Origin of the sequence: Hymenobacter saemangeumensis, assembly GCF_039541835.1 — a bacterium.
Taxonomy (GTDB): domain Bacteria; phylum Bacteroidota; class Bacteroidia; order Cytophagales; family Hymenobacteraceae; genus Hymenobacter; species Hymenobacter saemangeumensis.
In genome coordinates this window covers 46,539-69,527 of sequence record NZ_BAABGZ010000076.1, presented here as the reverse complement: position 1 = coordinate 69,527, position 22,989 = coordinate 46,539, and the positions used below count along the sequence as shown (strand labels likewise).

The following is a 22,989-nucleotide window of genomic DNA, read 5'->3' as shown; positions in this document are numbered from 1 at the left end:
CGCTCGGTTTGGTATGGATAGGTTAAAGTTAGTGGCTGCTGCCTGCGCGGGGGGCCAGCTGCCGCCGGTATAGCTGCACTGTATTCTCCAGCCCCAGGTACAGCGCATCGCAAATCAGGGCATGCCCAATGCTTACCTCGGCCAGCTCGGGCAGCTGCTGGTGCAGCCAGGCCAGGTTGTCCAGGTCCAGGTCATGGCCGGCATTCACGCCCAGCCCCAGCTGTCCGGCCCGGGCTGCTGCCAGGCGGTACGCGGCCACTGCCGCTTCCCGGTTGGCATGGTAGCCGCGGGCATACGCTTCGGTATAGAGCTCAATGCGGTCTGTGCCGGTTTGGGCGGCCGCTTCTACCAGGGCCAGGTCTGGGTCGAGGAAGATGCTGACCCGGCAGCCCAGCTGCTGAAGCTCGCCTACTACATCGCGCAGGTAGCCCTGGTGCCGCAGCGTATCCCAACCGGCATTGGACGTAATGGCGTCGGGCGCGTCGGGCACCAGCGTCACCTGCTCGGGCCGCACCTCGCGCACCAGGTCCAGAAAGTCAGGTGTCGGATTACCCTCTACATTTAGCTCCGTGGTGACTATGCCCTTCAGGTCGCGCACGTCCTGGTAGCGAATATGACGCTCGTCGGGTCGGGGATGCACAGTAATACCCTCGGCTCCAAACCGCTCAATGTCGCGGGCGGCTTGCAGCACATCGGGACGGTTGTGGCCCCGGGCATTGCGCAGGGTGGCAATTTTATTGATGTTAACGCTTAGCTTCGTCATGGAATAGCAGGCTGGGCGGTTTGCGCCGGAATAAGGACGCGAAGGTCGCAGAGTTTGCGCGAAATGCCAGCATACACTCCTTACCCATTCGCCGGCCCTTGACCATCTCTCCACCCCTTATCACCCGTGCACGGCCGCTGCTGGTATTTGGCGGCCTGCTGCTGCTCCTGCTGGCTGTCGAGCGGCTCGTAACCACCTTGCCGGTGTTTACCCAGCGGCCCTTGCTGCCCTTCGCAGTTACGTTCGACTTGCTGGTATGCATTCCGGCCCTGTACTATTGGTTGGTAGTGCGCCGCTACGGCTTGCCCGTGAGTAGTATAGCGGCCGCTTTTGGGGCGGCGCTGGGACTGGGTTACCTGCTCATACCCACTCCTCAGCAGCAATACTTGCACCAGGCCAGCCACCTGCTGGTGGTGCTCGAGGTTCTTACCGTTAGTCTGGTCATGGTCAACCTGCGTCGCCTGGTGCAGGCCTACGGCCAGGCCCGGCAGCACGAGGCCGATTTTATGCTGAACCTGAGCACGGCTTTTCAGCAGGTGCTGGGCCGCTCCCTGGCACCGCTGGTGTTCGAAGTGGCAATGGTGCGCTATGCGCTGCTGGGCTGGTGGGCTGCCCCCGAAGCCCGCCCGGAGGATGTTTGCTTTACCGGGCACCGGGAGTCGGCCTTTACGGCGACGCTCGCTGTGGTGTGTAGCATTTCCCTTATTGAAACGGCAGCTGTACACTTGCTGGCCAGCCTGTGGAGCCAGGTGCTGGCCAATGTGCTGCTCCTTCTGGATGTATACACCCTGCTCTTGCTGCTGGCCCACGGGCACGGGGTGCGGCTGCGGCCCACATTGCTCACCCCCGACAGCCTGGTGTTGCGCGTGGGGTTTGTCTGGAAGCTGGTCGTGCCTCGTTCGGAGGTGGTTGGCATCGAGAAAATAACCGATGCTCCTGCCCCCGGTTCCGGGGTGCTGAACACCAGCAAGCTGCTCTTTACCGTCCCGAATCTGCTGCTCAGCTTTGCCGAGCCGGTGGAAGTAGCCGGCCCCTACGGCATCCGCCGGCGGGTGCGCCAGGTGGCCCTGTACGTCGACCAGCCGCAGGAATTCATGCAGCACTTTTTATCGTAGCCAGGGGACTGGCTGCCTACCGCCGGGCTTTCTTGTCCGTAAAGCTGTTCTTTTGTGCCCGCATCCCATTCTCTCACGCTGACATTTTACACCTATGCCCCTTAAAGAAACCATCGACGCTGCTATCAAGCAGGCCATGCTGGCCAAAGATAAAGTACGCCTCACTGCCTTGCGCAGCATCAAATCCCAGATTCTGCTGGCCGAGACTGCCGAGGGTGCCGGCGCAGCCGGGCTCACGTCCGACGCCGAAATGAAGCTGCTCAACAAAGCTGCCAAGCAGCGCCGCGATGCGGCTACTATATATAAGGAGCAGTTTCGCTCCGACCTGGAAGCCAACGAGCTGGCCGAGCTGGCCGTCATCGAGGAGTTCCTGCCCCAGCAGCTGTCCGAAGCCGACCTGGTGGAGCGCCTGGTTGCCATTATTCAGCGCGTAGGCGCCAACGGGCCTTCCGACCTGGGCAAGGTAATGGGCGTAGCTGCCCGCGAGCTGTCCGGCCAGGCCGATGGCAAGATGATTTCGCAGGTAGTAAGCAACCTCCTCAACAATACCAATCAATAGCTGGTAACGGGATAAGCCATAAATCATGAGCTGTGCACCAGGCAGCACGCCGGCAGCTCATGATTTATGGCCAATAGCTCGTGTTTTATCATACGGTACATGTCTGCCCTCGATGTTCTGCTGCTGTTGCCTCTGGGTGTTGGCGCGGTGAAAGGCTACCAGCGCGGCCTGGTGCTGGAAGTGGCCTCCCTGCTGGCTTTTGTGCTGGGCATTGTGGGTGGGCTAAGCCTGCTGTCGGCGGCCATTCCCCTGGTGCGGCACTACGTTGGCGATGCCTTCGGGATGCTGCCGCTGGTGTCCTTCGCTCTGGTGTTCATTGCCATCATGTGGGGAGTTCACCTGCTGGGGGGGCTGCTGAAAACCGCCGTTCACCTCACACCGCTCGGAATGCTCGACAACCTGCTCGGGGGCGCCGCCGGGGTGCTGAAGTGGGTGCTGGGCATCAGCCTGCTGCTCCATGGCACCGGCCTGGCGGGGCTGCGCCTGCTCTCCCCCGGCCTGGCTGCCGACTCGCAGGTGCTTCCCTTTGTGCAGCAGGCCACCCCGTTTGCGCTGCAAATTACGGGCTACGTCATCCCGCTGGCCCAGGACCTGCTCCTGCGAATGAAAGCCGCTTTTTTGAAGGGGTGAGAAATGAATTAACCGGCAGCCGCGTTTAAGCCACGATTTCCCATGCGCCTGCTTCTGCTCGACAACTTTGACTCCTTTACCTTCACCCTGGCCGACTACCTGTGTCAGCTCGGAGCCGAAGTAGTGGTGCAGCGCAATAATAGGTCCCTGGCCGAGCTGCAGCTAGACCGTATGGATGGGGTGGTGCTTTCGCCCGGCCCCGGCCATCCGGCGCAGGCTGGCGTAATGCCGGCCTTAATCAAGGAATATTACCAGCAGCTGCCCATGCTGGGGGTATGCCTGGGCCACCAGGCGCTGGGGGAGTTTTTCGGCGCGCCGCTGCTGCGCTCAGCGGTTCCCATGCACGGCAAGGTATCCGACATCTATTGTCGGCCCCAAAGCTTGCTCTTTGACGGTCTGCCTTCTACCTTTCCCGTTACCCGCTACCACTCCCTGATAGTAGGTGAGCCCCTGCCGGCCGAGCTGCTGCCCTTGGCCCATACCACGGGCCCCGCCCCCGAGCTGATGGCCTTTCGCCACCACCGCCTGCCTCTTTACGGAGTTCAATTTCATCCCGAAGCCTTGCTCACAGCCCACGGATTGGCAATTTTGGCCAATTGGCTTCGTTGTTGTATCATTGCCCAATCCGGTTCCGCGCCGGCTTAGGCCTCACTTTACTTTCTGTCTCCCGAAGCCCTCTACCAATGGAACTGCGCCCCCAGCAACAGCACGGGTATGAGTATGTCGACGAGGGTCAGGGCCCCGTCTTGCTCTTGCTGCATGGCTTGTTCGGCGCCCTCAGCAACTGGCGGGATGTGGTAGCCGAGTTCTCGGCCGACTACCGTGTGGTTATTCCCCTGCTGCCCGTCTACACCATGCCCCTAACCCAGGCCGGCGTGCCAGGCCTGGTTTCCTACGTCGAGGGGTTTGTTGCTGCCTGCGGGCTGCCGTCTTCCTTCACGGTGCTTGGCAATTCTCTGGGTGGTCACATTGCCCTGGTGTATACCCTGAACAATCCACAGCGGGTCAGCCGCCTGGTACTCACCGGAAGCAGCGGCTTGTTTGAGGATTCCATGGGCGGCTCCTTTCCCAAGCGCGGCAACTATGCTTATGTAAAGGAGCGCGTTGGCTATACGTTCTACGACCCTACTGTTGCCACCCAGGAACTGGTCGATGAGGTTTTCAATGTAACCAACTCCAACGCTAAGTGCCTGCGTATTATCGCCATTGCCCGCTCCGCCCAGCGTCATAACCTGGGTAAGGAATTGTCTAAAATTTCGGTGCCGGTGCTATTGGTTTGGGGGCTGAACGATACCATTACCCCGCCGCCTGTCGCCCACGAGTTTATGCGCCTTCTGCCCCGGGCCGAACTACGCTTCCTCGACCACTGCTGCCATGCTCCCATGATGGAGCGGCCTGCGGCCTTCAACAACTGCCTGCGCCGGTTTTTGCGTACTACCCAGGCAGAAGCCGCTCCAGCACCTCTCTAAGCCTGCCGGCCTGATATTTGCCAGCCCGGTAAACTTTGTAGGGCTGAGGTTAGTCTAGTACTGTGCGCTGTCGTGCCTCTTTTTTTCTGCTTTGCTTATGCCTGCTCTGCTCGCCGAAGACTTAATGAACGAAATGATTCCGCCCCTGAAAGGGACGGACTCAGCCGCGAAGGCGGCCCGCTGGCTCGACGAGTTCCACGTGGGCCAGCTGCCAGTGCTCGACAATCGCCACTACCGCGGCTTGGTCACCGAAGCCGACCTGGCTGATTTCGATGACCCCAACACCCTGCTTTCCGAGCTTCCCCTGGGCTTTACCGATACTTTCGTCCGCCCCGACCAGCACTTCTACCGGGTAATGGAGCTTGCCATCCAGAATAAGATTCAGCTGGTTCCGGTTGTCGATGAGCGACATGAGTACGCCGGCGTGGTAACCATCAGCGACGCGCTGGCCGCCTTTGGGCAGCAGCCCGCCGGCGGGCAGGGTGCCATCCTGGTCCTCACCATGGAGGAGCGCGACTATTCGCTTTCGCAAATCAGCCGTTACGTTGAAGAAAACAACGCCAAGATTATCAGCGCCCACGTAGCCCAGGACGAGCACGACCCATACCGGGTGCGGGTTACCCTGAAGCTCAATACCGACAGCCTGGCCCGCATTACTGCTACGCTGGAGCGGTTCGGCTACGTTGTAACGGCCCAGTTCAACGGTACCTCGGCACTGGGTGAAGACGAGCACGAGCGCTACGACGCCCTGCTGCGTTACCTGAGCATCTAAGGGCGAGTGCTGGGGATTCTGCTTTCGCTGCACTTGCTGCTTCAGGCGGGCATGCCTGCCCCGCCCGATACCGTCCCGCGTGCTTTGCCGCCAGTAGTGGTGCCCACCGACACCCTGGTTCAGATTGTTGCCTGTTCCCCGGCCGGTCGGGCCGCAGTCGCTACCATTCTGTTTGCTGGCAACGACATCACCCGGGAGCGTATCCTGCGGGCTGAGCTGGATTTTCATGAAGGCGATTCGCTGGATTTATCCGAGCTCCGTACCCGCCTCGAAGCAAACCGCCGCCGGTTGTTCAACCTGCAGCTGTTTCATGCCGTCTCAACGCAGGCCAGCTGCCGCGCGGGTAAGCTGTTCGTGATTTTCGCACTGCAGGAGCGCTTCTATACGTTTCCGGTCCCCATCCTTTCGCTCGCCGACCGCAACTTCCGCTCCTGGCTCAACCGCACCGACCGCTGGCAGCGGGTCGACTATGGCCTGCATCTGCTGCGTACCAATTTTCGGGGGCGCAACGAGCAGGTGATTGCCAACCTGCAGTTCGGGTTTAATCGCAAGTACGAGCTGTTTTACGAAGCTCCTGGCCTCGGGCCCTACCGGCGGGTTGGTTTCGGCATGGGCATCTCTTATTACCAAAGCCACACCCTGGACTACATTACCCAGTCCGACCGGCAGGTTCCCTTGCGCGAGGATGAGTCGTTTCCGGTGCAGCGTTTCTACTCCACGGGCGGGCTGCGCTTCCGCCACACCGTACAGTTTCTGACGGCCTTGGATGTGGCCTATCACCAGGAGAAGATTACCGAGACTGTAAATCAGCTCAATCCGACCTACTTTAATGGCTTAACCCGGCGAGAGTTCGTGAATATTTCCTTGGTAAGCACCCGCAACGAGCGCAATACTTTCGCCTACCCGCTTACCGGACGCTACCTTCAGGCAATGCTCGCGCACCGCCAGTTTCTGAATTCCACGCTTCCCGCGCTCACCACTCTCCGCCTGCGCTACGCACGCTACCTGTCGTTAGGGCATGGCTTCTACTACGCGGCCGGCCTCAGCGGGCAGGCCCGTATTTCCCGGCAGCTGGCCTATGCCGATTCCCGGGCCCTTGGCTATGAGGCCCTGGTGCGCGGCTACGACGAATACGTAATAGATGGTCAACATTATGGCCTGTTCCAGCAAGGTCTGTCTTATCGTCCTTTTAAAGCCAGCCAGCTACGCCTTGGCGCTATCCGCAACCCGAAAATCAACACCATCCCGCTGGTTCTCTACCTCAATCTATTTACTGATGCTGGTTATGTTGTAAGCAACCTGTCACTGCCCCAAAACCGGCTGCCCAACCGCCTGCTAAGCGCCGTCGGTGTAGGTTTACATCTGGTTACCTATTACGACCGGGTGTTCACGGCCGAATACACGCTCAATGGCTTGGGCGAAACCGGCTATTTCTTTCGTACGTCCTTCCCCATCTGATTGCGTCATGAAAATTGCCATCCTCGGCAAGCCTTTCCAGGACGAGGCCATTCCCTTCATCCAGGCCTTGCTCGACGACCTCAAAGCCCGTCGGGCCGAGGTGCGCATTGGCGAAGCTTTCCGTACCTACCTCGACAATCGCCTGACGCTGCCCGACGACGTAACCGAGTTCCGGCGGGGCGACTCACTCCGCGGAGTGCAGTTCGTACTGAGCATCGGCGGCGATGGTACCCTGCTCGACACCGTTACCTATGTAGGAAGCCAGCAAATTCCGATTCTGGGTATTCATACCGGCCGCCTGGGCTTTCTGGCTACTATTACCCCCGACCGCATCGCCCAGGCCATGGATGCCTTGTTCAAAGGGCACTTCATGATTGAGGAGCGAAGCCTTATTCGTGTCGATACCGACCCCGATGTTTTTGGCAATCTGAGTTTTGGGCTGAACGAGTTTAGTATCCTGAAGCGCGACACCTCCTCTATGATTGTGGTGCATACCTATATCGATGGGGAGTACCTGAATTCGTATTGGGCCGATGGATTGGTCGTGGCCACGCCTACGGGCTCCACCGGCTATTCCCTGAGCTGTGGAGGCCCGGTGATGCTGCCGCAAACAAACAATTTCATAATTGCACCCGTATGCCCCCACAATTTGAACGTAAGACCACTCGTTGTCTCCGACCAAAGCGTGATTTCCTTTGAGGTAGAAAGCCGCAATACCAGCTATATGCTCTCACTCGATTCCCGCTCGCTGCCAATAGAAGCCTCCGTTCAAATTGCCGTGCGCCGGGAGACGTTTAATGCCCGACTGGTGAAGTTGAACCACGTCAATTTCCTGAGTACACTTCGAAGCAAGCTCAATTGGGGGCTTGACCGGCGCAATCCTGCCGGTACTCAAGTATGATTAACGTGGTTTTTTCTTGAAAAAAATCGCTAAAGTTTTTTTTAGTTCCCGCCAACACCTACTTTTGCCACCGTCTGAAACTGCGCACGCACTGCATCGTATCTAACACCCGAACATAAGTATCCCCATTTTTGCTGCCTTATGAAACATATTTTCACCTACCCTACGGCCCTCCTATTGGGGCTGGCCCTGCTGGCCGCGCCGAAGGCGGAAGCGCAGCAGTTTAGCAAGCGCAAAAAATACAACTCCGTCGGTTTCAGCCTGAACGCCATGAACTACTTTGGCGATGTTACTCCTGAAACCAACTTTACCAGCTTCCGTTTCGGTGCCACCCGCCCCAACGTAGGTGTATCCCTGACTCGTCGTTTTGCTCCGCGTGTATCCGGTCGTGTAGCCTTGTCGTATGGCCGCATCACCGGTGATGATTCTAAAGCAGCCAATCAGAATGACCCGGACGCTCGTTTCCGCTACAACCGCAACATGAGCTTCCGCAACGACATTCTGGAAGCCTCGGGCTCGGTTATCGTTGACCTGATTGAAAACCGCAACAACTACCTCAAGCGTCCCGATTTCGTTCCTTACGTATTTGCTGGGGTTGCAGCTTTCTACCACAACCCACAGGGCCTGACCAAAGGTGGTCAGTATGTAGCTTTGCAGCCGCTTAAAACCGAGGGGCAGACCGATGGCTACAGCCTGGTACAGTTCTCGCTTCCCTTCGGTGGTGGTGTTCGCTACCGCATCAACCGTAATTTCGATGCTAGCCTCGAAATCGGCTGGCGCAAAACCTTCACCGACTACCTCGACGATGTGAGCGGTGACTATGCTCCGGCCAACTCGCTGACAACCCCGAACCAGATTTATTTTGGCGGTGGTAATTACTTAGCTACTGCAGCAACCGGTGACGGACCCGCGAATAACACTTTTGAAGGTGATGGCTTAGGCATCACTCGTACTCGTAGCGGTGACTTTGGCCTGTTCGATATTCCCGGCGCCAAGCGTGGCACAGGTGACCGTACCGACTGGTACATCGTAACGGGTTTGTCCCTGAACTACATCCTGACGCCCCGTATCAAGAACCCAAAATTCCGCTAGCCAGCCTAAGTTGGCTGTGCATCTTACCAAACAGTCAGCTTAATGAAGATTTCGGCTTTCCATGGAGCACTCCTTGCTTGTACAATTCAGGCAGGGAGTGCGTTTTTTTGTGTTTCCGCCCAAGCTCAGAATACCAGTGAGCTCGGGTTTGGCCTTGGAGCCACTAACTATAAAGGCGACGTTTCCCCGCAGTATCAGCTGCAGAACAACCGTCCGGCGCTCACGGTATTCTACCGCAAGGATGTATCGGTGCCGGTTACACTACGCGGGGCCTTTACGGGTGGTCTGCTGCGAGCAGATGATGGCAATGTAAGCGGCGCAAACGGGGGAGTGCCGCCACTACAGAACTTCCGCCAGGCTAACACCAAAGGAAGTGTACTGGAGGCCTCAGTAGCGCTGGAGTATAATTTCCTGGATTATCACTACCGCACCGATAAGCTGCACTTCACCCCCTATTTGTTTATAGGCCTGGCCGGCTTTTATGCCAATACCCGCACCGAAAGCACTACGCTTGGCGGTACATACAACCAGCGGGGTTCCATACTGGGAGTTGCCGTGCCCATGGGCGTGGGGTTCAAATACGCCCTCTCCGAGCATTTCAACCTGGGGTTGGAGTTTGGCGCGCGCAAAGCGTTTACCGACCAGCTTGACCACTTAAGTGAGCAGGACCCTTTCCTGGTAAACCGGCATGACCAGGATTGGTACTATTACAATGGCCTGAGCCTATCCTACACTTTCTATAAGATTCCTTGCCCAGACCAGTATAAGAAAAACAAAACCTTGCTTAAGTAGCTCGCTGCGCTAGCTATAGGGTGCGCACTCAGCATATAATCTGCATTTTAAAGGAAGAAGGTGAAGCGAGGGCCGGTGCAAGTGCAACCATTTCCGTAACTTGCGGCCTCTATTACCGAAACCGCAAGGATGACCGGCAAGGCCGAAATTGACTCTCAAAATATTCCCTCGCACGTGGCTGTCATAATGGATGGCAACGGACGCTGGGCAAAGCAACGGGGCGGGCTACGTGTGTTTGGGCACCAAAGTGCCATCACCGCAGTGCGCGAAACAGTGGAGGAAGCTGCTGAGCTAGGGGTACAGTACTTGACCTTGTATGCCTTCTCAACTGAGAACTGGAACCGGCCTGCCTTGGAGGTGACGGCTCTGATGCAACTCCTGGTACACACCATTCGGCAGGAAACTGCCACCCTGCTCAAGAACAGCATTCGTCTGCAGGCAATCGGCGATACCAGCACCCTTCCCTCGAGTTGTCAGCGGGAGCTTGCCGAAGCCATGGAAATGACCAAGGGTGGCACACGTATGACTTTGCTGCTGGCACTTAGCTACAGCGGGCGCTGGGATATAACCCAGGCCACCCAACGAATGGCTGCCGATGTTGCCGCGGGCAAGCTGCAGCCTGCGGCTATCACCGAGGCCACCGTGGCCGGTTACATGGCTACTGCCGGCATCCCAGACCCGGAACTACTCATCCGCACCAGCGGAGAGCAGCGGATTAGCAATTTTCTGCTTTGGCAATTGGCCTATACCGAGCTGTACATCACCGATTTGCTATGGCCGGATTTCCGCCGTCTGCATTTTCAGGAGGCCATTAAAGCCTACCAGCGTCGGGAACGGCGCTTTGGCAAAACCAGCGAGCAACTCGCGGTATCTTAAGCTTTTGTAATGATTACTGTGCGCAATCAGTTTTTGAGTTTTCTTTTTTTGTTGGTAAGTGCGCTGGGCATTGTCTCGGGTAACGCATTTGCGCAAGGCGGCGCTTCGGGGGAAGAGCCCAAGCGGTACGAACTAGGGGGCATTACCGTAAGTGGTGCGCGTCATCTCGACCCGAGTACGCTTATCAACCTGACGGGCCTCCGCGTGGGCGATGCTATTACCATTCCCGGAGAAGAGATAGGGAAATCGATTAGGAAGCTGTGGGCGCAGGGCATCCTGGGAGATGTCAGCGTTACCATTGCCCGTATCGAAGGAAATAAAATATTCCTGGACTATAATCTCAAGGAGCGGCCGCGCTTATCGAAATTTACTTTCTCTGGTATCCGGAAAGGACAAGCGGAAGAGCTGACGAAAAAAATAACCCTCATCCGTGGCAAAGTCGTAACCGATGCTTTGATGAACAATACCCGCACGCAAGTGCGTAAGTTCTTCGTCAACAAAGGCTTCCTGGATACCAAGGTGAATATTGTTCAAGTGCCTGACTCCTCGCTATCCAACAGTGTAGCGCTACGAATCGAGGTAGACAAAGGCTCTAAAATACGGATTCATGATATTGCTTTTGAAGGCAACACGGCTTTCAAAGACGGTAAGCTGCGCGGAAAGCTGAAAAAGACCAAGCAGCGCAAGTTCTACAAGATTCTTACCGGCGGCAAGTTCCAAAAGAGCGAATACGAAGATGATAAAAAGGGGCTGATTGAATATTACAACGCCCAGGGTTACCGCGATGCAACAATCGTCAGCGATACCCTTATCCGTGATGAAAAAGGGCTAGCCCTCCGCATTACTGTAGACGAAGGTCCAAAGTACTATTTCCGGAATATCTCCTGGAGTGGCAATTATCTGTATGATGATAAGACCCTGTCCAATGTACTCGGAATTAAAAACGGTAGCGCGTACAGCAAGGAGGTTCTGGACAAGCGTCTAAACTACAATCCTACGGGGCAGGACATTACTTCGCTCTACATGAACGATGGCTACCTCTTTTTCTCTATCGACCCGGTAGAGAAAAAGGTAGTGGGCGACTCCATTGACATTGAGATGCGCATTACCGAAGGAGTGCAGGCCCATATTAAGGACGTAAACATTGCGGGTAATACCAAGACCAGCGACCACGTGCTGCGCCGCACCCTGCGGACACTGCCCGGCGACAAGTTTAACCGCGAACTGCTGATTCGCTCCCAGCGGGAAATAGCTACCCTGGGCTACTTCGACCCAGAGAAGATTGGTATTAATCCCGTGCCCAATGCCGTTGATGGTACCGTTGACATCAACTATACCGTTGTAGAAAAGCCGTCGGACCAGATTACCCTCTCGGGTGGCTGGGGTGGCTTTGCCGGGTTCATTGGCACGGTGGGCCTGGTATTTAACAACTTCTCGTTGCGCAAAGCAGGTAACTTCCATAACTGGACCCCTGTTCCGGCCGGCGACGGACAGCGCATTGCCCTGAACATTCAGGCCAATGGCTTGCAGTACCAGGCTTACTCGCTGTCCTTTACCGAGCCCTGGCTGGGGGGGCGCCGTCCCAATTCTTTCTCCTTTAGCCTGAACCACAGCGTACAGCGCACCGGTACCAACTTCGATGCCTCGAGCGGCAGTTTCATCAAGGTTAACAGCGCAACCCTCGGCCTTGGCCGTCAGCTGCGCGTTCCAGATGACTACTTTACGTTAAGTAACTCGCTTTCATTTAGTCAGTACCAAACCCAGAATTACCAGTTGCTGCCGGGCTTTGCTACGGGTTATGCCAACAACATTGTCTTTAACACGACGCTGTCGCGCAATAGCATCGACAACCCCACCTATACGCGCCGGGGCTCGTCGCTGAGCCTGAGCGTGAACCTGACGCCGCCCTATTCCTCAATTAACCCCGGCCACTCCGATCAAAACAAGTGGATTGAGTACCACAAGTGGATGTTTGATGCATCGTGGTTTACTCCCATTGTAGGCAAGCTGGTGCTGAATACGCGAGCCCACTTTGGCTTTTTGGGCACTTACAACTCGTTGCGGGAGCTTGGCCCCTTCGAACGTTTCAAGATGGGCGGGGCAGGCCTGGGCTTTAATGGCGGCGCCAACTTCCTGGTGGGCACCGACTTCATCGGTTTGCGCGGTTACGACGACCCCAATAACCCATACGCTATACCGACGGCTCAGAATAACCAGAGCGGGGGTATAGCTTTCAACAAGTATGTACTGGAAATGCGCTATCCGGTAAGCCTCAACCCTGCGGCGACGGTGTACGTGCTGGCATTTGCGGAAGCAGGCAACTCATACGACTCCTACAATAATTACAACCCTTATAAGTTGTACCGCTCAGCCGGTGTTGGAGCCCGCATCTTCATGTCGGCATTTGGTTTGCTGGGCTTCGACTTTGGCCGGGGCTTCGATGCGGTAGTGCCGCCTCCCGGAACTACTACTGCTCGCGACCCCAACCACTTTCACTTCATAATCGGCCAGCAAATCCGCTAATACGGCACTTCGGCGCGGCATCTTTTGTTTTCTCAGCTATGAAGATTTTAAATGCTCTTGCGCTGGCAGCAGCGCTGCTGCTAGCTGCTTCTTCTGCGCACGCACAAAAGTTCGGCTGGGTCGACTCAGAGTTCATAATGGGGCAGATGCCGGAGTATGGCAAAGCTCAGCAGGAGTTGAATACTTTATCCGAAACCTGGCAGAAAGAAATCGAATCCCTGAAAAAGGACCTCGATAAGCTGTACCGCAACTATCAGGCAGAGGAGGTAGTGCTTACCGAGCCGATGAAGAAAAAGCGGCAGGATGAAATTCTGAAGAAAGAGCAGGATATCAAAGCCTACCAGAATAAGCATTTCGGCTACGAGGGGCAGCTTTTCAAAAAGCGCATGGAGCTAACCAAGCCTGTGCAGGATAAAGTGTTTGAAGCAGTAGAAAAGGTGGCCAAGAAAAAGCAGCTGGCGGTGCTGTTCGATAAATCAGGTGATGTGACCATGCTCTATACCAACCCAGCGCATGATTACACTGAATTCGTGCTGGAAGAGCTGGGACTGGCCGTTGAAGACCGAAACCAGCCTGGCAAGAAAGGGCCCGCAAAAACAGTAACCACGCCCAAGCCGCCGGCAGCAGACCCCAGCTTTGAAACGGACTCCGGTATTTCGGACCCTGCTTCTGGCAATCAGGCACCGGGTAAAACCTCTCGTCCCGCAAAAAAAGGTTCTAAATAACTATCTTTGTTTCTACAACACTCTGACCCTTTTTCTTTTTAATGAATATTGTGAAGACCATTCGTCTGACCCTCGCCGCCGCTCTTCTGACCCTCGGAACCTTGGCTGCCTCTTCTGCACAGGCCCAGGCCCCTCTTAAAATTGGTTATACCAGCGTAGAGTACGTGCTGAGCCAGATGCCCGAAAGCAAACAGATTGAGTCGGACCTGAAGGCCTACAACAGCCAGCTCGAAGCACAGCTGAAGAGCAAGTATGGGGAGTATGAAACCAAGCTCAAAGCTTATCAGCAAGGTGCCGCCACCATGACCGACATTGTAAAGGCCGATAAGGAAAAAGAGCTGACGGGCATGCAGCAGTCTATTCAGGAGTTCCAGCGGAATGCAGAGCAGTCGTTGCAGCAAAAGCAACAGACCTTGCTAAAGCCTGCTCTGGACAAACTCCAGAAAAACATCGATGCGGTGGCAGAAGAAAATGGTTACACCTACGTGCTGAACTCAGACGGTGCCAGCCCTGTGCTGCTGCACGGTCCTAAAGACGGTGATATCTCTGACCTGGTGCTGAAGAAAATGGGCGTTACGCCCGGCGCCAACGCTGTGAAGCAGGCTCCTGCTCCGGCCCCATCGGTTGCTCCTGCACCGGCCACCAACAGCAAAACCAAAGTTAAAACCAAGAAGTAGGGCTCAATCCTTCACTTACTTGGCTGTAAAAGCCGGGGCTTATGCCCCGGCTTTTTTCGTACCCTTGAAGCACGCACTTTACAATGGCTGAAGACTTTGATGAGCACAGCTCCCTGCCACGAGCAGCTGACGAAGAGAGCTGGGAAGAAGAGGATGAGCTTTATGAGCACCACCGCATTGTAGTTGACCGCGGACAGGAGTTGCTTCGAATCGATAAATTCCTCCTGAACCGGCTAGGTAATACGTCACGTAATAAAATTCAGGATGCTATTCGGGCAGAAGCCGTGCAGGTAAACGGAGCTGCGGTGAAGCCCAACTACCGGGTAAAGCCACAGGATACCATTACTATTACCCTCCCGGAGCCCCCCAGGGAGGGCAAGGTGGTTCCTGAGCCAATGGAGCTTGATATCCGCTACGAGGACGAAGAACTGCTTATCGTAAACAAGCCGGCCGGCATGGTGGTGCATCCGGCGTATGGCAACTGGCAGGGTACTCTGGTCAACGGTCTGGCTTATCACCTGGAAAACCTGCCTACCGGACGTAATGGTGAAATCCGGCCTGGGCTTGTCCATCGCATCGATAAAGACACTTCCGGGCTACTGGTTATTGGAAAAACTGAGTTTGCGATGACGCATCTCTCACTCCAGTTCTTTCACCACACCATTCAACGCAGCTACCTCGCCTTGGTGTGGGGATGTCCAGCCGGGCCAGCCGGCACCATACGTGGGCATATTGGACGCAGCCTCCGCGACCGTAAGGTGCAGGCAGTGTATCCTAACGGAGAGCAGGGCAAGCATGCTGTAACGCATTATGAGGTGCTGCAGGAGTTCGGGCCCGTAACCCTGCTGCGCTGCGTTCTGGAGACAGGGCGGACCCACCAGATTCGGGCACATATGCAGCACATTGGCCATCCGCTTTTTGCTGATGCTACCTATGGAGGCGACCGTATTCGGGTAGGGCAGAATACGGCTTCCTACCGTGCTTTTGTTGAAAACGCATTTCAACTTATGCCTCGACAAGCATTGCATGCCCGCTCTCTGGGCTTTGTGCATCCCGCCTCGGGAGCGAACCTATACTTTGAGGCAGAATTACCAGCCGATTTTTCCGCGGTACTAGCCAAATGGGAGCAGTATGCTGCTACACAGGCAAAGTAGCGCCTTCAGCTGCTATAAGACAAAAGCCCCGGCACACTACGTGTCGGGGCTTTTGTCTTATTTGGCCGGCTAGCTTATTTCTTCGCAGCCGCCTTTTTTGCAGGAGCTTTGCTCGGTGCTTTAGGTGTTCCCTTTATAATGCCGATAGCAGTAGTAGCATCTTTATTAGCAGGGTCCAGGGCCAGTACCTGCTGATAGTACGGGAGGGCCGCCGTTTTATCGCCCTTCTGCAGGTGGTAATAGCCCAGGTAGTTATTGGCTTCAATCATACCCTCACGGTACTTAGCTGCATTCTCAGCATCGGCAGAAGCCATTTCGATGTACTTCTCATAGTGAGGCTTTGCCAGGCCCTTTTTTGAATCGGGGTCCATGTTGAAGTTCACCCGAGCGCGCGAGCGGTAACCAGCTACGTAAGTAGGCTTTTGCGTGAGAATAATATTGTACACGCTATCTGCCTGAGTGTACTGCTTGGCCCCTTCAAAAGCAATTGCCATGCGGGCCTGGTCCGTGAGGTCACCCTTGCCGCTGGCCAGCTTTTTCTTATACAGAGCAATAGCATTCGGGTAATCCTTTTTCGCCATGTAAGCCTGGGCCAGCTCATTCTCCAGCGCTTCGGTTTTAGTGGGGTCGGTGGACGAGGCAGCTGCCTTTTTCACAATGGCAATACCTTCTTCCGCCCGGCCTGCCTTAATCAGGGTTTTACCCTGATAGATGTAGTCTTCGGCGATAATCTTGTTCTCCGGAGCGATTTTCATATAGGCATCCATCGCCGTCGACGCCTGTGCGTAATCGCCGGTTTCATACAGCAAGTAAGCGCGCAAGCGGTTCATGGTCAGGTTATTGGGGTCAGACTGCAGCACTTTGTTGACCTCCGTCAGTGCTTCAGGGTACTTCTTGGTCAGGTAAAGGAACGAAGCGTACTGAGCATCGGTGGCGGTAGACTTTTCTGCCAGCCCGATATATTTTTGAAAGGTGCTCAGTGCCAGCTCGTATTGGCCAGCATAGTAATACATGTCGGCCAGTTCCCGATACGCAGGAGCGTAGCTTGGGTCAAGGTCAATGGCTTTGTTGAGGTTTTCACGGGCCGCGTTGAAGTTACGCGCACGAACGCTGAGCACTCCTTTCTTATAGTATGCCTGTGCATAGCTGGGGTTGGCCGTGGTGGCCCGGTCATAGCTGTTCATGGCCTCACCGCCGCCTTGGTCCGTATGCAGGTAAATGTCACCGCGGGCAACCAGCAGTGCTGGCTCGTCCTTCTTGTTAATCGCCTCGGCAGCTTTTACATAAGACAAGGCTTTGTTGATATCCTTTACATCGGATTCAGCATAAGCCTGGGCAATAAGCGTTAGGATTTTTGCATCCTTACCCTTCGTGGCTTTAACCGCAGCATCAAACTGAGCTTCCGCAGGGGAAACTTCGCCCTTGGCCAGTAAGGCACGGCCCATGGCTACCATTCCCAGAGGGCTCTGGGAGGCTGCCTTATTGAAGTAAATGGCTGCCGAATCCGGCATATCCCGAAACTGATACAAGCGGCCCATTTCATAGACTGCTTCCGGGCTGTCGCCGGACCGCAAGGTGGCCCGGGCTTCAGAGTAGCGTCCCAGCTCTATTGCACGCTGGGCGCTTTGCACGTTTTGGGCGATGGCTGCCGTGTTTCCGGCCAACGCAAGCGCAAAGGCGGTGATAAACGGCTTTTTCCAGGGCTTGAAACTCATAGGAAATGAAAAAAATGAAATGCAAAAGTAAAATGAAGTACGGCCAAAACACACCTACCGTTGGGTAGTCACAATACGTGCCTGCATTTGGGCAGGTAGCAAGCCGGACTTTTGAAAAATCAATTGGCCGTTCTTGCCAGCTACAAAGGATGCAAACCCCATGCCTAAACCTGCGCGAGCTTCCCGGCTGATTATGTACAAGTTGCGGCGGAGGGGGTAGTTCTGGAGCTCGGGGTGGTCGGCTATTTGTTGTGGTGTTTTCTCAGCCAAGTACACCTGATAGGGCTGAATGAAGTCGTCCTCCGAAGGGTTGGGGCGAGCGGTTATACTGGCCACCCTGACTTTATGGAGAAACTTCATGGAGGCGGGGTCATCATGGTCCGAAATCCAGTTTACCCCAATCACGCCGATTGCACTCGGATGCGTAGAAACATAGTCGAGCAGCTTCGGGTTCGACTCGGCAGCAAATACCCGAGTGGTAAGTGGGGCCCCTTTCGCAATAGAATCACGCACAAATCGTACTGTGCTGCTCCTATTCGCGTCGAAGACCACATTTATATCGCCTAAAACTTTTTTGCCGCTTAGCTGATTCCATTGCTTCACTTTCCCCGTGAAAATGTCACGCAGCTGGCCCATGGTCAGCAGGGAGTCCGGATTCGATGGGTGTACCACAATGGCTAGCCCATCAATGCCGATTCGCGTCGTGCGAGGAACAATAGTCTGCTTCTTTAACTCGGCCAGTTCGTCAGCGGAAAGCTCTCGGGCTATCACGGCAACCTTCACATTGTCGTTGAGGAAATCCAGCATGACCTTTTCTTCAGGCTGAAAACTCATCTGCACCTTCGTATAGGGGTAAAGTTTGGAGAAGGTATCTACCTGGGCCTGTAGGATAGGTGCAAAGGTTTCGTCAACTCCCACTGCCACGGTACCGGTAGTGGCCGTGCTGAGCTGTTCTGTTGGGCTTTGACTGTTACATCCCCCTAATGCTAATATGCTGCCTAGAGCAGCCCCTAGGCTGACTGCATAAAGAAGACGGTGCTTAGTCATGGTCGATAGTAGTTTTTTTGCGAAGAGAGGACTGCATGCCGCGCCAAAAGCGGAGCATGCCATACAAGATGAATACGGAGCCTAAAATCCGACGAGGGGTAGAGCCCAACTGTATCAGGCCACCGGTTGTTGGAGTGTTTGCAGTCCACCACAGCCAAATCCCAAGGCTGACATAAACCAGAGCCATTATCAGCACAAAGTAACGCACGAAACGCTGCGGGGATTTTCCAAGGCGCTCCTCGGTAGTTGGAATGTTCAACATATGCTTAAGCGTGAGCGGGTGAGCCTTATAAAATCGGCTCTGGGCTGAAAAGGTTCGAACAGAGCCTGTAAGTAGGCTAACAGGCGACAAAAGAAGTTGAAAAACGGCATTTCTCATCAAAAAAGCCCTTTACGCCGAGTAAAAGACTCATGCCTGCTCAGGTGGAATTGCAGCCATAGGACGTCTTTATATCAGCAGGTGCTTAACGTCAATCCTGCTTACCCGGTATGCGTGGGTTTAAGCAAACAAAAAAACCCGAACGGCACCTTGGTGCTGTTCGGGTTTTTTTACTGCGTGAGAGCAGTGTATGCTTACTGAATCTTGAAGGTAATCGGCACGGTGAAAGACACACTTACCGAGCGACCATTCTGCTTGCCTGGGATGAACTTGGGCAGGGTTTTCACCGCACGAATGGTTTCCTCATCCAGACCAGAGCCAAGGCCCTTCACCACTTTCACGTCGGAAACGTCGCCTTGGGCGTTCACTGTGAAGCTTACGAAGATGCGGCCTTCTACCTGGTTGCGAAGTGCCAGCGGAGGGTAGCGGGTAGCTTTCTGAATGGCGGCTACAATGGCTGCGTTGCCACCACCACCGGGCAGTTGAGGCATTTGCTCTACATAGGTGTAGACCTTGTTCTCAACTACCTCTTCAACTACTTTGTCGCCGTCACCGGCAAGCTCACCCAGGTCGGGAGGAGCTACGTCGGTGTTGCCCTTCACGGTAACGGTGGCTACCGTCTTTTCCTTGAGCTCTTCCTGGTCCGGCACTTCTTCCTTCTTCACTTCTTCATCTTTCTTCACTACCGGAGGAGTGAATTTGATGGTGGTGAGCTTGGGCGGCGGGGGGGGCGGAGCCTCAGGGGGTGGGGGAGGGGGTGGCGGCTTGGTCTCGTCAAGCGGGGGCGCCTCCATCAGCACGTTTTCCTTGAGGTTCTTCTTCTCGACAACCCGGTTACGCTCCGAAAGGTAGTGGGCAATAATCGGGAAGGAAATCAGCAACAGGAAAATGGCCGTTGCAATAATCAGAGCCCGCGTTACGTGCCGCTGGTAAAGGCGACGGAGCACGTAGGCGCCGTACGCCTTATTGCGGCCCTCAAAGACAATGTCATTGAGGCTGGCGCGGGCTATTTGTGCGTTATCCATCATAGCCCGGATTCTTTTATTAAGTCTTGGTCAGCTTTGGCAATATCTACCAGAGCGTATTTACGCTGATTCGTAATGTTCATCTCGTCGAGGATATCCACCATGTTCTTGTACACGGCTTTTTCATCGGGCTTGATGAGAATTACGGTTTTGGGCTGTTGGCGACGGCGGTCGAGAATAGCTTGGCGGATACCATCAGGACCGTAGTTGGTCACTTTCAGCTCGGGCTTCGATTCTGCTGAAATCATACCGGCGTAGTAATACACCTTGTTGGCTTCGCCCAGAATGATTGTGAAAGCTTCGGACTCCTTGAGCTTGGTCTGCTCTTCCTCATTTTTTTCCTTTACCGGCATCGTCAGCTGCATTACGTTTGGCTTGGCAAACGTGGTGGTCAGCATGAAGAAAGTGAGCAGGAGGAATGCCAAGTCCACCATGGGGGTCATGTCGATTTTGGTCGACATTTTCTTGGCCCGCTTCTTCCCACCTTTACCACCGGATTCGGCTTTCGGTTGAATTTCTGCCATGATTCTTTAATAGTTGACAGGATACAAGGTTCTAAGTAGTCGCCTTACTGGGCGGCTACCGGCTTGTTCTCCAGATCAGTGATGAGATTGAAGCGGTTGATGTCGCGCTCCTGCAGCACTTTAATCAGGCGCTGTACGGTGGGTACATCGGCCTGGCCATCGCCCTTAACGGCGATATAGGTAGGCTTCTTAAAAAGCTCCAGGTTGGCCTTACGCGTTTCTATCACCCAGTCGATGAGCTGGTTGTTGAGGGAATCCATCGGAACCCCTTTCGCCTGGTCATTCAAGGGCTTGCGCTCTTCTTTGGGCGTGTCGAGCAAAGAGCCAAGCTGGCCAACCGAAACGCCAAAGCTGGGCAGGTTAGAAAATTCCTTGGCTTGGTCGGCAGTGAAGTTGACGCCGTATTTGGCGGCTACCCGCTGCAAGGCCAGCTTTCTGGTTTCCGGCGCGTCAACGCCAAAAAACACCCGCTTGTTTTTGTCAACGGTAAGCGTAATAACGTTGCTCTCGGGAAGCTTGATGTCCGAGATTGAGGAGGGGGTGTCCACTACCACAACCTCATCTGGCGCAAACTTGGTGGTGAGCATGAAGAACGTCACCAGCAGGAAGGCCAGGTCCACCATCGGCGTCATGTCCAACGACGGCGATGTGCGGTGCGGTTTTACTTTGGGCATTGCAAGGTGGGGTTAAAAGGGGGACTGCCGAGCCAACGACAATCCCCTCATTTTAGTGCATCAAATCGAACACTTCTTAATGCAGGGCATTAAGCGTGACCACCCGTGTGAGCGTGCTGGGCGCCGAAGGTTTGGATGATGCTGAAGCCAGCCTCGTCGATGCTGTAGGTCAGCTCGTCAATCTTGCTGGTGAAGTAGTTATAGGCAACAATGGCCAGAGCCGAGGTGCCGATACCCAGAGCCGTGTTGATAAGAGCTTCCGAGATACCGTTAGCCAGCTTCACAGCATCGGGCGAACCAGCCTGGGCCAGAGCGGCGAAGGCGTTAATCATGCCGAATACGGTACCGAGCAGACCTACCAGCGTAGCGATAGAAGCCAGGGTTGAGATGATAACCAGATTCTTTTCCAGCATGGGCAGCTCCAGGGCGGTGCTTTCCTCGATTTCTTTCTGGATGGCCATTACTTTCTGGTCGGTAGCCATGGTGCGCTCAGCGCTCATTTCCTGATACTTGAGCAGGCCCGACTTTACTACGTTGGCAACCGAGCCTCTCTGCTGGTCGCAGGCGGCGATAGCGCCGTTGATGTCGTTGGTGTTGAGTTTCTGACGAACGGTACGAACGAAAGCTTCAATGCTCTTGGTGCCTTTGGCTTTGCTGATAGTCAGCATGCGCTCAATCGAGAAGATGATAACCATGAGCAGCATGGACATCAGTACCGGTACCACGGCACCTCCCTTGTATACGATAGCCAGATAGTCGCCGGGATTGGGGTTGTTTTCGTTGTTACCACCCTGGAAGCGGCTGGGGTCACCAAAAACAAATTTGAAGATTAGAACGCTGACGATAAAGGCAATGATAATAGCCAGCACGGAGAACAGCGAAGCTCCACCGCTGCTTTTCGCGTCGGTAGTGGCGGCCTTAGCGGCGGGCCGGGGGCTCGTGTTCATGGCATTTTTCTGTTCCATTATTCCGGAGATTTTGAGGGGTTGTTGGTGAGAATTTGTTGAATTGTGTAGGTAAAGAAAAAGCAAAAAATTGGTTGAAGGCCATTGGCAGACCAACCAGGGGATGTAGACCCTACCAAAATGAAGCTCTGGCGCTCACCTCAATTGTACTTAACTAAGTTCAATATTTGGTGAAGCTGTCTTAGTTGGGCAAACCTAACCAAAAACCAGCGGTCGACCAAAGAAAACTTGGGCGAACCTTACGGAAATGGTAGGAAAAGGAGCGGGTATTAATTGTTCTTGTTAGGTGAGGATGCGATATTTTTAGCTTGTTCCCAATACACATCCATCTGGGTTAAAGTTAGGTCGGCAAGGCGGTGGCCATCGGCGGTGGCGGCGGCCTCCAGGTACTGAAAGCGGCTAATAAACTTACGGTTGGTGCGCTCCAGGGCTTCTTCGGGATTGATGCCGGCAAAGCGGGCAAAGTTGACCAGCGAAAAAAGCAGGTCGCCAAACTCGGCGGCTGCCCGCTCGGCCTGAGCGGTGGCGGCTGGTGTTGTGATTTCGTTAAATGTGCCGTGGGCGTATTCGGTTCCAAACTCAGCTAACTCTTCCTGGACTTTTTCCCAGACCTGTTCGGGCTTTTCCCAGTCGAAGCCGGCGCCCCGGGCTTTTTCCTGGATACGCATGGCCTTGACCAGAGCGGGCAGGGAAGTGGGCACCCCGCTTAAAACACCGCTATTACCTTTTTCCTTGAGCTTAAGTTGCTCCCAGTTGCGTTTTACTGCTTCCTCATCGTCCGCCTGCACATCGCCGTAGATATGTGGGTGGCGGGAAATCAGCTTCTCACACTGCGCATTCAAGGCATCGGCAATGTCGAAAGCGCCCTTCTCGGCCGCGATTCGGGCATAGAAGAGCAGATGCAGCATCACGTCGCCCAACTCTTTTTTCAGCTCGGGCAGGTCGTCGCGCAGGATGGCATCGCTGATTTCATAGGTTTCCTCGATGGTGAGGTGGCGAAGGCTTTGCAGCGTCTGCTTCTTATCCCAGGGGCATTCGGTACGAAGGCGGTCGAGTACGTCGAGCAGGCGGCCGAAAGCTTCGAGCTGGGCAGGCCGGCGGGCAGGGTCAAGAAGTGGGTTGGAGGCGGCAGCAGGGTTTTCCATTGTTCCAAA

General features: G+C 55.0%; 24 protein-coding genes. 15 read left to right on the top strand and 9 right to left on the bottom strand.

Features of this window, described 5'->3' with window-relative positions; all coding sequences use genetic code 11:
- Window positions 1-28: 28 nt before the first annotated feature.
- The gene (locus ABD919_RS19355; RefSeq protein ID WP_345237711.1) at window positions 29-763 is read right to left on the bottom strand and encodes a pyridoxine 5'-phosphate synthase; all 735 of its coding nucleotides are present in this window, start codon (window positions 761-763) and stop codon (window positions 29-31) included.
- Window positions 764-861: 98 nt separating this feature from the next.
- Here ABD919_RS19355 and ABD919_RS19350 point away from each other — a divergent pair, with 98 nt between their 5' ends.
- The 15 genes from ABD919_RS19350 (at window position 862) to ABD919_RS19280 (ending at window position 15,506) form a co-directional block, all read left to right on the top strand.
- Window positions 862-1,878 (top strand): hypothetical protein, encoded by a 1,017-nt coding sequence (locus tag ABD919_RS19350; protein ID WP_345237710.1) that lies wholly within the window; start codon window positions 862-864, stop codon window positions 1,876-1,878.
- 94 nt (window positions 1,879-1,972) lie between these two features.
- Window positions 1,973-2,437: a GatB/YqeY domain-containing protein gene (locus tag ABD919_RS19345; protein ID WP_345237709.1), complete on the top strand. Its 465-nt coding sequence runs from the start codon at window positions 1,973-1,975 to the stop codon at window positions 2,435-2,437.
- A gap of 99 nt (window positions 2,438-2,536) precedes the next feature.
- The gene (locus tag ABD919_RS19340; RefSeq protein WP_345237708.1) at window positions 2,537-3,067 is read left to right on the top strand and encodes a CvpA family protein; all 531 of its coding nucleotides are present in this window, start codon (window positions 2,537-2,539) and stop codon (window positions 3,065-3,067) included.
- 42 nt (window positions 3,068-3,109) lie between these two features.
- Window positions 3,110-3,712, top strand: coding sequence for an anthranilate synthase component II (locus tag ABD919_RS19335; protein ID WP_345237707.1), 603 nt, complete (start codon window positions 3,110-3,112; stop codon window positions 3,710-3,712).
- Window positions 3,713-3,750: 38 nt separating this feature from the next.
- Complete coding sequence (locus ABD919_RS19330; RefSeq protein WP_345237705.1) at window positions 3,751-4,536, top strand: alpha/beta fold hydrolase; 786 nt, start codon at window positions 3,751-3,753, stop codon at window positions 4,534-4,536.
- A 97-nt stretch (window positions 4,537-4,633) separates the two neighbouring features.
- Complete coding sequence (locus tag ABD919_RS19325; RefSeq protein ID WP_345237704.1) at window positions 4,634-5,308, top strand: CBS domain-containing protein; 675 nt, start codon at window positions 4,634-4,636, stop codon at window positions 5,306-5,308.
- Window positions 5,309-5,359: 51 nt separating this feature from the next.
- The gene (locus ABD919_RS19320; protein ID WP_345237703.1) at window positions 5,360-6,766 is read left to right on the top strand and encodes a POTRA domain-containing protein; all 1,407 of its coding nucleotides are present in this window, start codon (window positions 5,360-5,362) and stop codon (window positions 6,764-6,766) included.
- A gap of 7 nt (window positions 6,767-6,773) precedes the next feature.
- Complete coding sequence (locus ABD919_RS19315; protein ID WP_345237702.1) at window positions 6,774-7,667, top strand: NAD kinase; 894 nt, start codon at window positions 6,774-6,776, stop codon at window positions 7,665-7,667.
- 141 nt (window positions 7,668-7,808) lie between these two features.
- A complete protein-coding gene (locus ABD919_RS19310; RefSeq protein ID WP_345237701.1) occupies window positions 7,809-8,759 on the top strand; it encodes a DUF6089 family protein in 951 nt (316 codons plus the stop codon).
- Window positions 8,760-8,801: 42 nt separating this feature from the next.
- Complete coding sequence (gene porG / locus ABD919_RS19305) at window positions 8,802-9,551, top strand: type IX secretion system protein PorG (protein WP_345237700.1); 750 nt, start codon at window positions 8,802-8,804, stop codon at window positions 9,549-9,551.
- Between the two features lie 129 nt (window positions 9,552-9,680).
- Window positions 9,681-10,427: an undecaprenyl pyrophosphate synthase gene (gene uppS, locus ABD919_RS19300; RefSeq protein ID WP_345237699.1), complete on the top strand. Its 747-nt coding sequence runs from the start codon at window positions 9,681-9,683 to the stop codon at window positions 10,425-10,427.
- Between the two features lie 9 nt (window positions 10,428-10,436).
- Complete coding sequence (gene bamA / locus ABD919_RS19295; protein WP_345237698.1) at window positions 10,437-12,950, top strand: outer membrane protein assembly factor BamA; 2,514 nt, start codon at window positions 10,437-10,439, stop codon at window positions 12,948-12,950.
- A gap of 38 nt (window positions 12,951-12,988) precedes the next feature.
- Entirely contained in the window at window positions 12,989-13,675 is a 687-nt protein-coding gene (locus tag ABD919_RS19290; protein WP_345237697.1) for an OmpH/Skp family outer membrane protein, read from the top strand.
- A 41-nt stretch (window positions 13,676-13,716) separates the two neighbouring features.
- Entirely contained in the window at window positions 13,717-14,352 is a 636-nt protein-coding gene (locus tag ABD919_RS19285; protein ID WP_345237696.1) for an OmpH/Skp family outer membrane protein, read from the top strand.
- An 83-nt stretch (window positions 14,353-14,435) separates the two neighbouring features.
- Window positions 14,436-15,506, top strand: coding sequence for an RluA family pseudouridine synthase (locus ABD919_RS19280; protein ID WP_345237695.1), 1,071 nt, complete (start codon window positions 14,436-14,438; stop codon window positions 15,504-15,506).
- A 74-nt stretch (window positions 15,507-15,580) separates the two neighbouring features.
- Here the strand turns inward: ABD919_RS19280 and ABD919_RS19275 are convergent, their stop codons facing one another.
- The 8 genes from ABD919_RS19275 to mazG all read right to left on the bottom strand — a co-directional run bounded on the left by ABD919_RS19275 (window position 15,581) and on the right by mazG (window position 22,980).
- Window positions 15,581-17,221, bottom strand: coding sequence for a tetratricopeptide repeat protein (locus tag ABD919_RS19275; RefSeq protein WP_345237694.1), 1,641 nt, complete (start codon window positions 17,219-17,221; stop codon window positions 15,581-15,583).
- 54 nt (window positions 17,222-17,275) lie between these two features.
- Window positions 17,276-18,268, bottom strand: coding sequence for a PstS family phosphate ABC transporter substrate-binding protein (locus ABD919_RS19270; RefSeq protein WP_345237693.1), 993 nt, complete (start codon window positions 18,266-18,268; stop codon window positions 17,276-17,278).
- Entirely contained in the window at window positions 18,261-18,530 is a 270-nt protein-coding gene (locus ABD919_RS19265; RefSeq protein WP_345237692.1) for a hypothetical protein, read from the bottom strand. Before ABD919_RS19265 ends, ABD919_RS19270 begins: the two co-directional genes overlap by 8 nt.
- A gap of 311 nt (window positions 18,531-18,841) precedes the next feature.
- Window positions 18,842-19,672: an energy transducer TonB gene (locus ABD919_RS19260; RefSeq protein ID WP_345237691.1), complete on the bottom strand. Its 831-nt coding sequence runs from the start codon at window positions 19,670-19,672 to the stop codon at window positions 18,842-18,844.
- A complete protein-coding gene (locus ABD919_RS19255) occupies window positions 19,672-20,196 on the bottom strand; it encodes an ExbD/TolR family protein (protein ID WP_345237690.1) in 525 nt (174 codons plus the stop codon). The genes ABD919_RS19260 and ABD919_RS19255 overlap by 1 nt, the downstream gene beginning before the upstream one ends.
- 44 nt (window positions 20,197-20,240) lie before the next feature.
- A complete protein-coding gene (locus tag ABD919_RS19250; RefSeq protein ID WP_345237689.1) occupies window positions 20,241-20,870 on the bottom strand; it encodes an ExbD/TolR family protein in 630 nt (209 codons plus the stop codon).
- Between the two features lie 89 nt (window positions 20,871-20,959).
- Window positions 20,960-21,835 carry a MotA/TolQ/ExbB proton channel family protein gene (locus ABD919_RS19245; RefSeq protein ID WP_345237688.1) on the bottom strand — a complete coding sequence of 292 codons (876 nt, stop codon included), beginning with the start codon at window positions 21,833-21,835 and terminating at the stop codon, window positions 20,960-20,962.
- 269 nt (window positions 21,836-22,104) lie between these two features.
- Window positions 22,105-22,980 carry a nucleoside triphosphate pyrophosphohydrolase gene (mazG, locus tag ABD919_RS19240; protein WP_345237751.1) on the bottom strand — a complete coding sequence of 292 codons (876 nt, stop codon included), beginning with the start codon at window positions 22,978-22,980 and terminating at the stop codon, window positions 22,105-22,107.
- Between the last annotated feature and the right edge of the window lie 9 nt (window positions 22,981-22,989).

Coding starts and splice junctions, on each gene's coding strand:
- ABD919_RS19355 (WP_345237711.1), bottom strand. CDS start 763: ATGACGAAGCTAAGCGTTAACATCAATAAAATTGCCACCCTGCGCAAT.
- ABD919_RS19345 (WP_345237709.1), top strand. CDS start 1,973: ATGCCCCTTAAAGAAACCATCGACGCTGCTATCAAGCAGGCCATGCTG.
- ABD919_RS19340 (WP_345237708.1), top strand. CDS start 2,537: ATGTCTGCCCTCGATGTTCTGCTGCTGTTGCCTCTGGGTGTTGGCGCG.
- ABD919_RS19335 (WP_345237707.1), top strand. CDS start 3,110: ATGCGCCTGCTTCTGCTCGACAACTTTGACTCCTTTACCTTCACCCTG.
- ABD919_RS19330 (WP_345237705.1), top strand. CDS start 3,751: ATGGAACTGCGCCCCCAGCAACAGCACGGGTATGAGTATGTCGACGAG.
- ABD919_RS19325 (WP_345237704.1), top strand. CDS start 4,634: ATGCCTGCTCTGCTCGCCGAAGACTTAATGAACGAAATGATTCCGCCC.
- ABD919_RS19320 (WP_345237703.1), top strand. CDS start 5,360: ATGCCTGCCCCGCCCGATACCGTCCCGCGTGCTTTGCCGCCAGTAGTG.
- ABD919_RS19315 (WP_345237702.1), top strand. CDS start 6,774: ATGAAAATTGCCATCCTCGGCAAGCCTTTCCAGGACGAGGCCATTCCC.
- ABD919_RS19310 (WP_345237701.1), top strand. CDS start 7,809: ATGAAACATATTTTCACCTACCCTACGGCCCTCCTATTGGGGCTGGCC.
- porG (WP_345237700.1), top strand. CDS start 8,802: ATGAAGATTTCGGCTTTCCATGGAGCACTCCTTGCTTGTACAATTCAG.
- uppS (WP_345237699.1), top strand. CDS start 9,681: ATGACCGGCAAGGCCGAAATTGACTCTCAAAATATTCCCTCGCACGTG.
- bamA (WP_345237698.1), top strand. CDS start 10,437: ATGATTACTGTGCGCAATCAGTTTTTGAGTTTTCTTTTTTTGTTGGTA.
- ABD919_RS19290 (WP_345237697.1), top strand. CDS start 12,989: ATGAAGATTTTAAATGCTCTTGCGCTGGCAGCAGCGCTGCTGCTAGCT.
- ABD919_RS19285 (WP_345237696.1), top strand. CDS start 13,717: ATGAATATTGTGAAGACCATTCGTCTGACCCTCGCCGCCGCTCTTCTG.
- ABD919_RS19280 (WP_345237695.1), top strand. CDS start 14,436: ATGGCTGAAGACTTTGATGAGCACAGCTCCCTGCCACGAGCAGCTGAC.
- ABD919_RS19275 (WP_345237694.1), bottom strand. CDS start 17,221: ATGAGTTTCAAGCCCTGGAAAAAGCCGTTTATCACCGCCTTTGCGCTT.
- ABD919_RS19270 (WP_345237693.1), bottom strand. CDS start 18,268: ATGACTAAGCACCGTCTTCTTTATGCAGTCAGCCTAGGGGCTGCTCTA.
- ABD919_RS19265 (WP_345237692.1), bottom strand. CDS start 18,530: ATGTTGAACATTCCAACTACCGAGGAGCGCCTTGGAAAATCCCCGCAG.
- ABD919_RS19260 (WP_345237691.1), bottom strand. CDS start 19,672: ATGGATAACGCACAAATAGCCCGCGCCAGCCTCAATGACATTGTCTTT.
- ABD919_RS19255 (WP_345237690.1), bottom strand. CDS start 20,196: ATGGCAGAAATTCAACCGAAAGCCGAATCCGGTGGTAAAGGTGGGAAG.
- ABD919_RS19250 (WP_345237689.1), bottom strand. CDS start 20,870: ATGCCCAAAGTAAAACCGCACCGCACATCGCCGTCGTTGGACATGACG.
- ABD919_RS19245 (WP_345237688.1), bottom strand. CDS start 21,835: ATGGAACAGAAAAATGCCATGAACACGAGCCCCCGGCCCGCCGCTAAG.
- mazG (WP_345237751.1), bottom strand. CDS start 22,980: ATGGAAAACCCTGCTGCCGCCTCCAACCCACTTCTTGACCCTGCCCGC.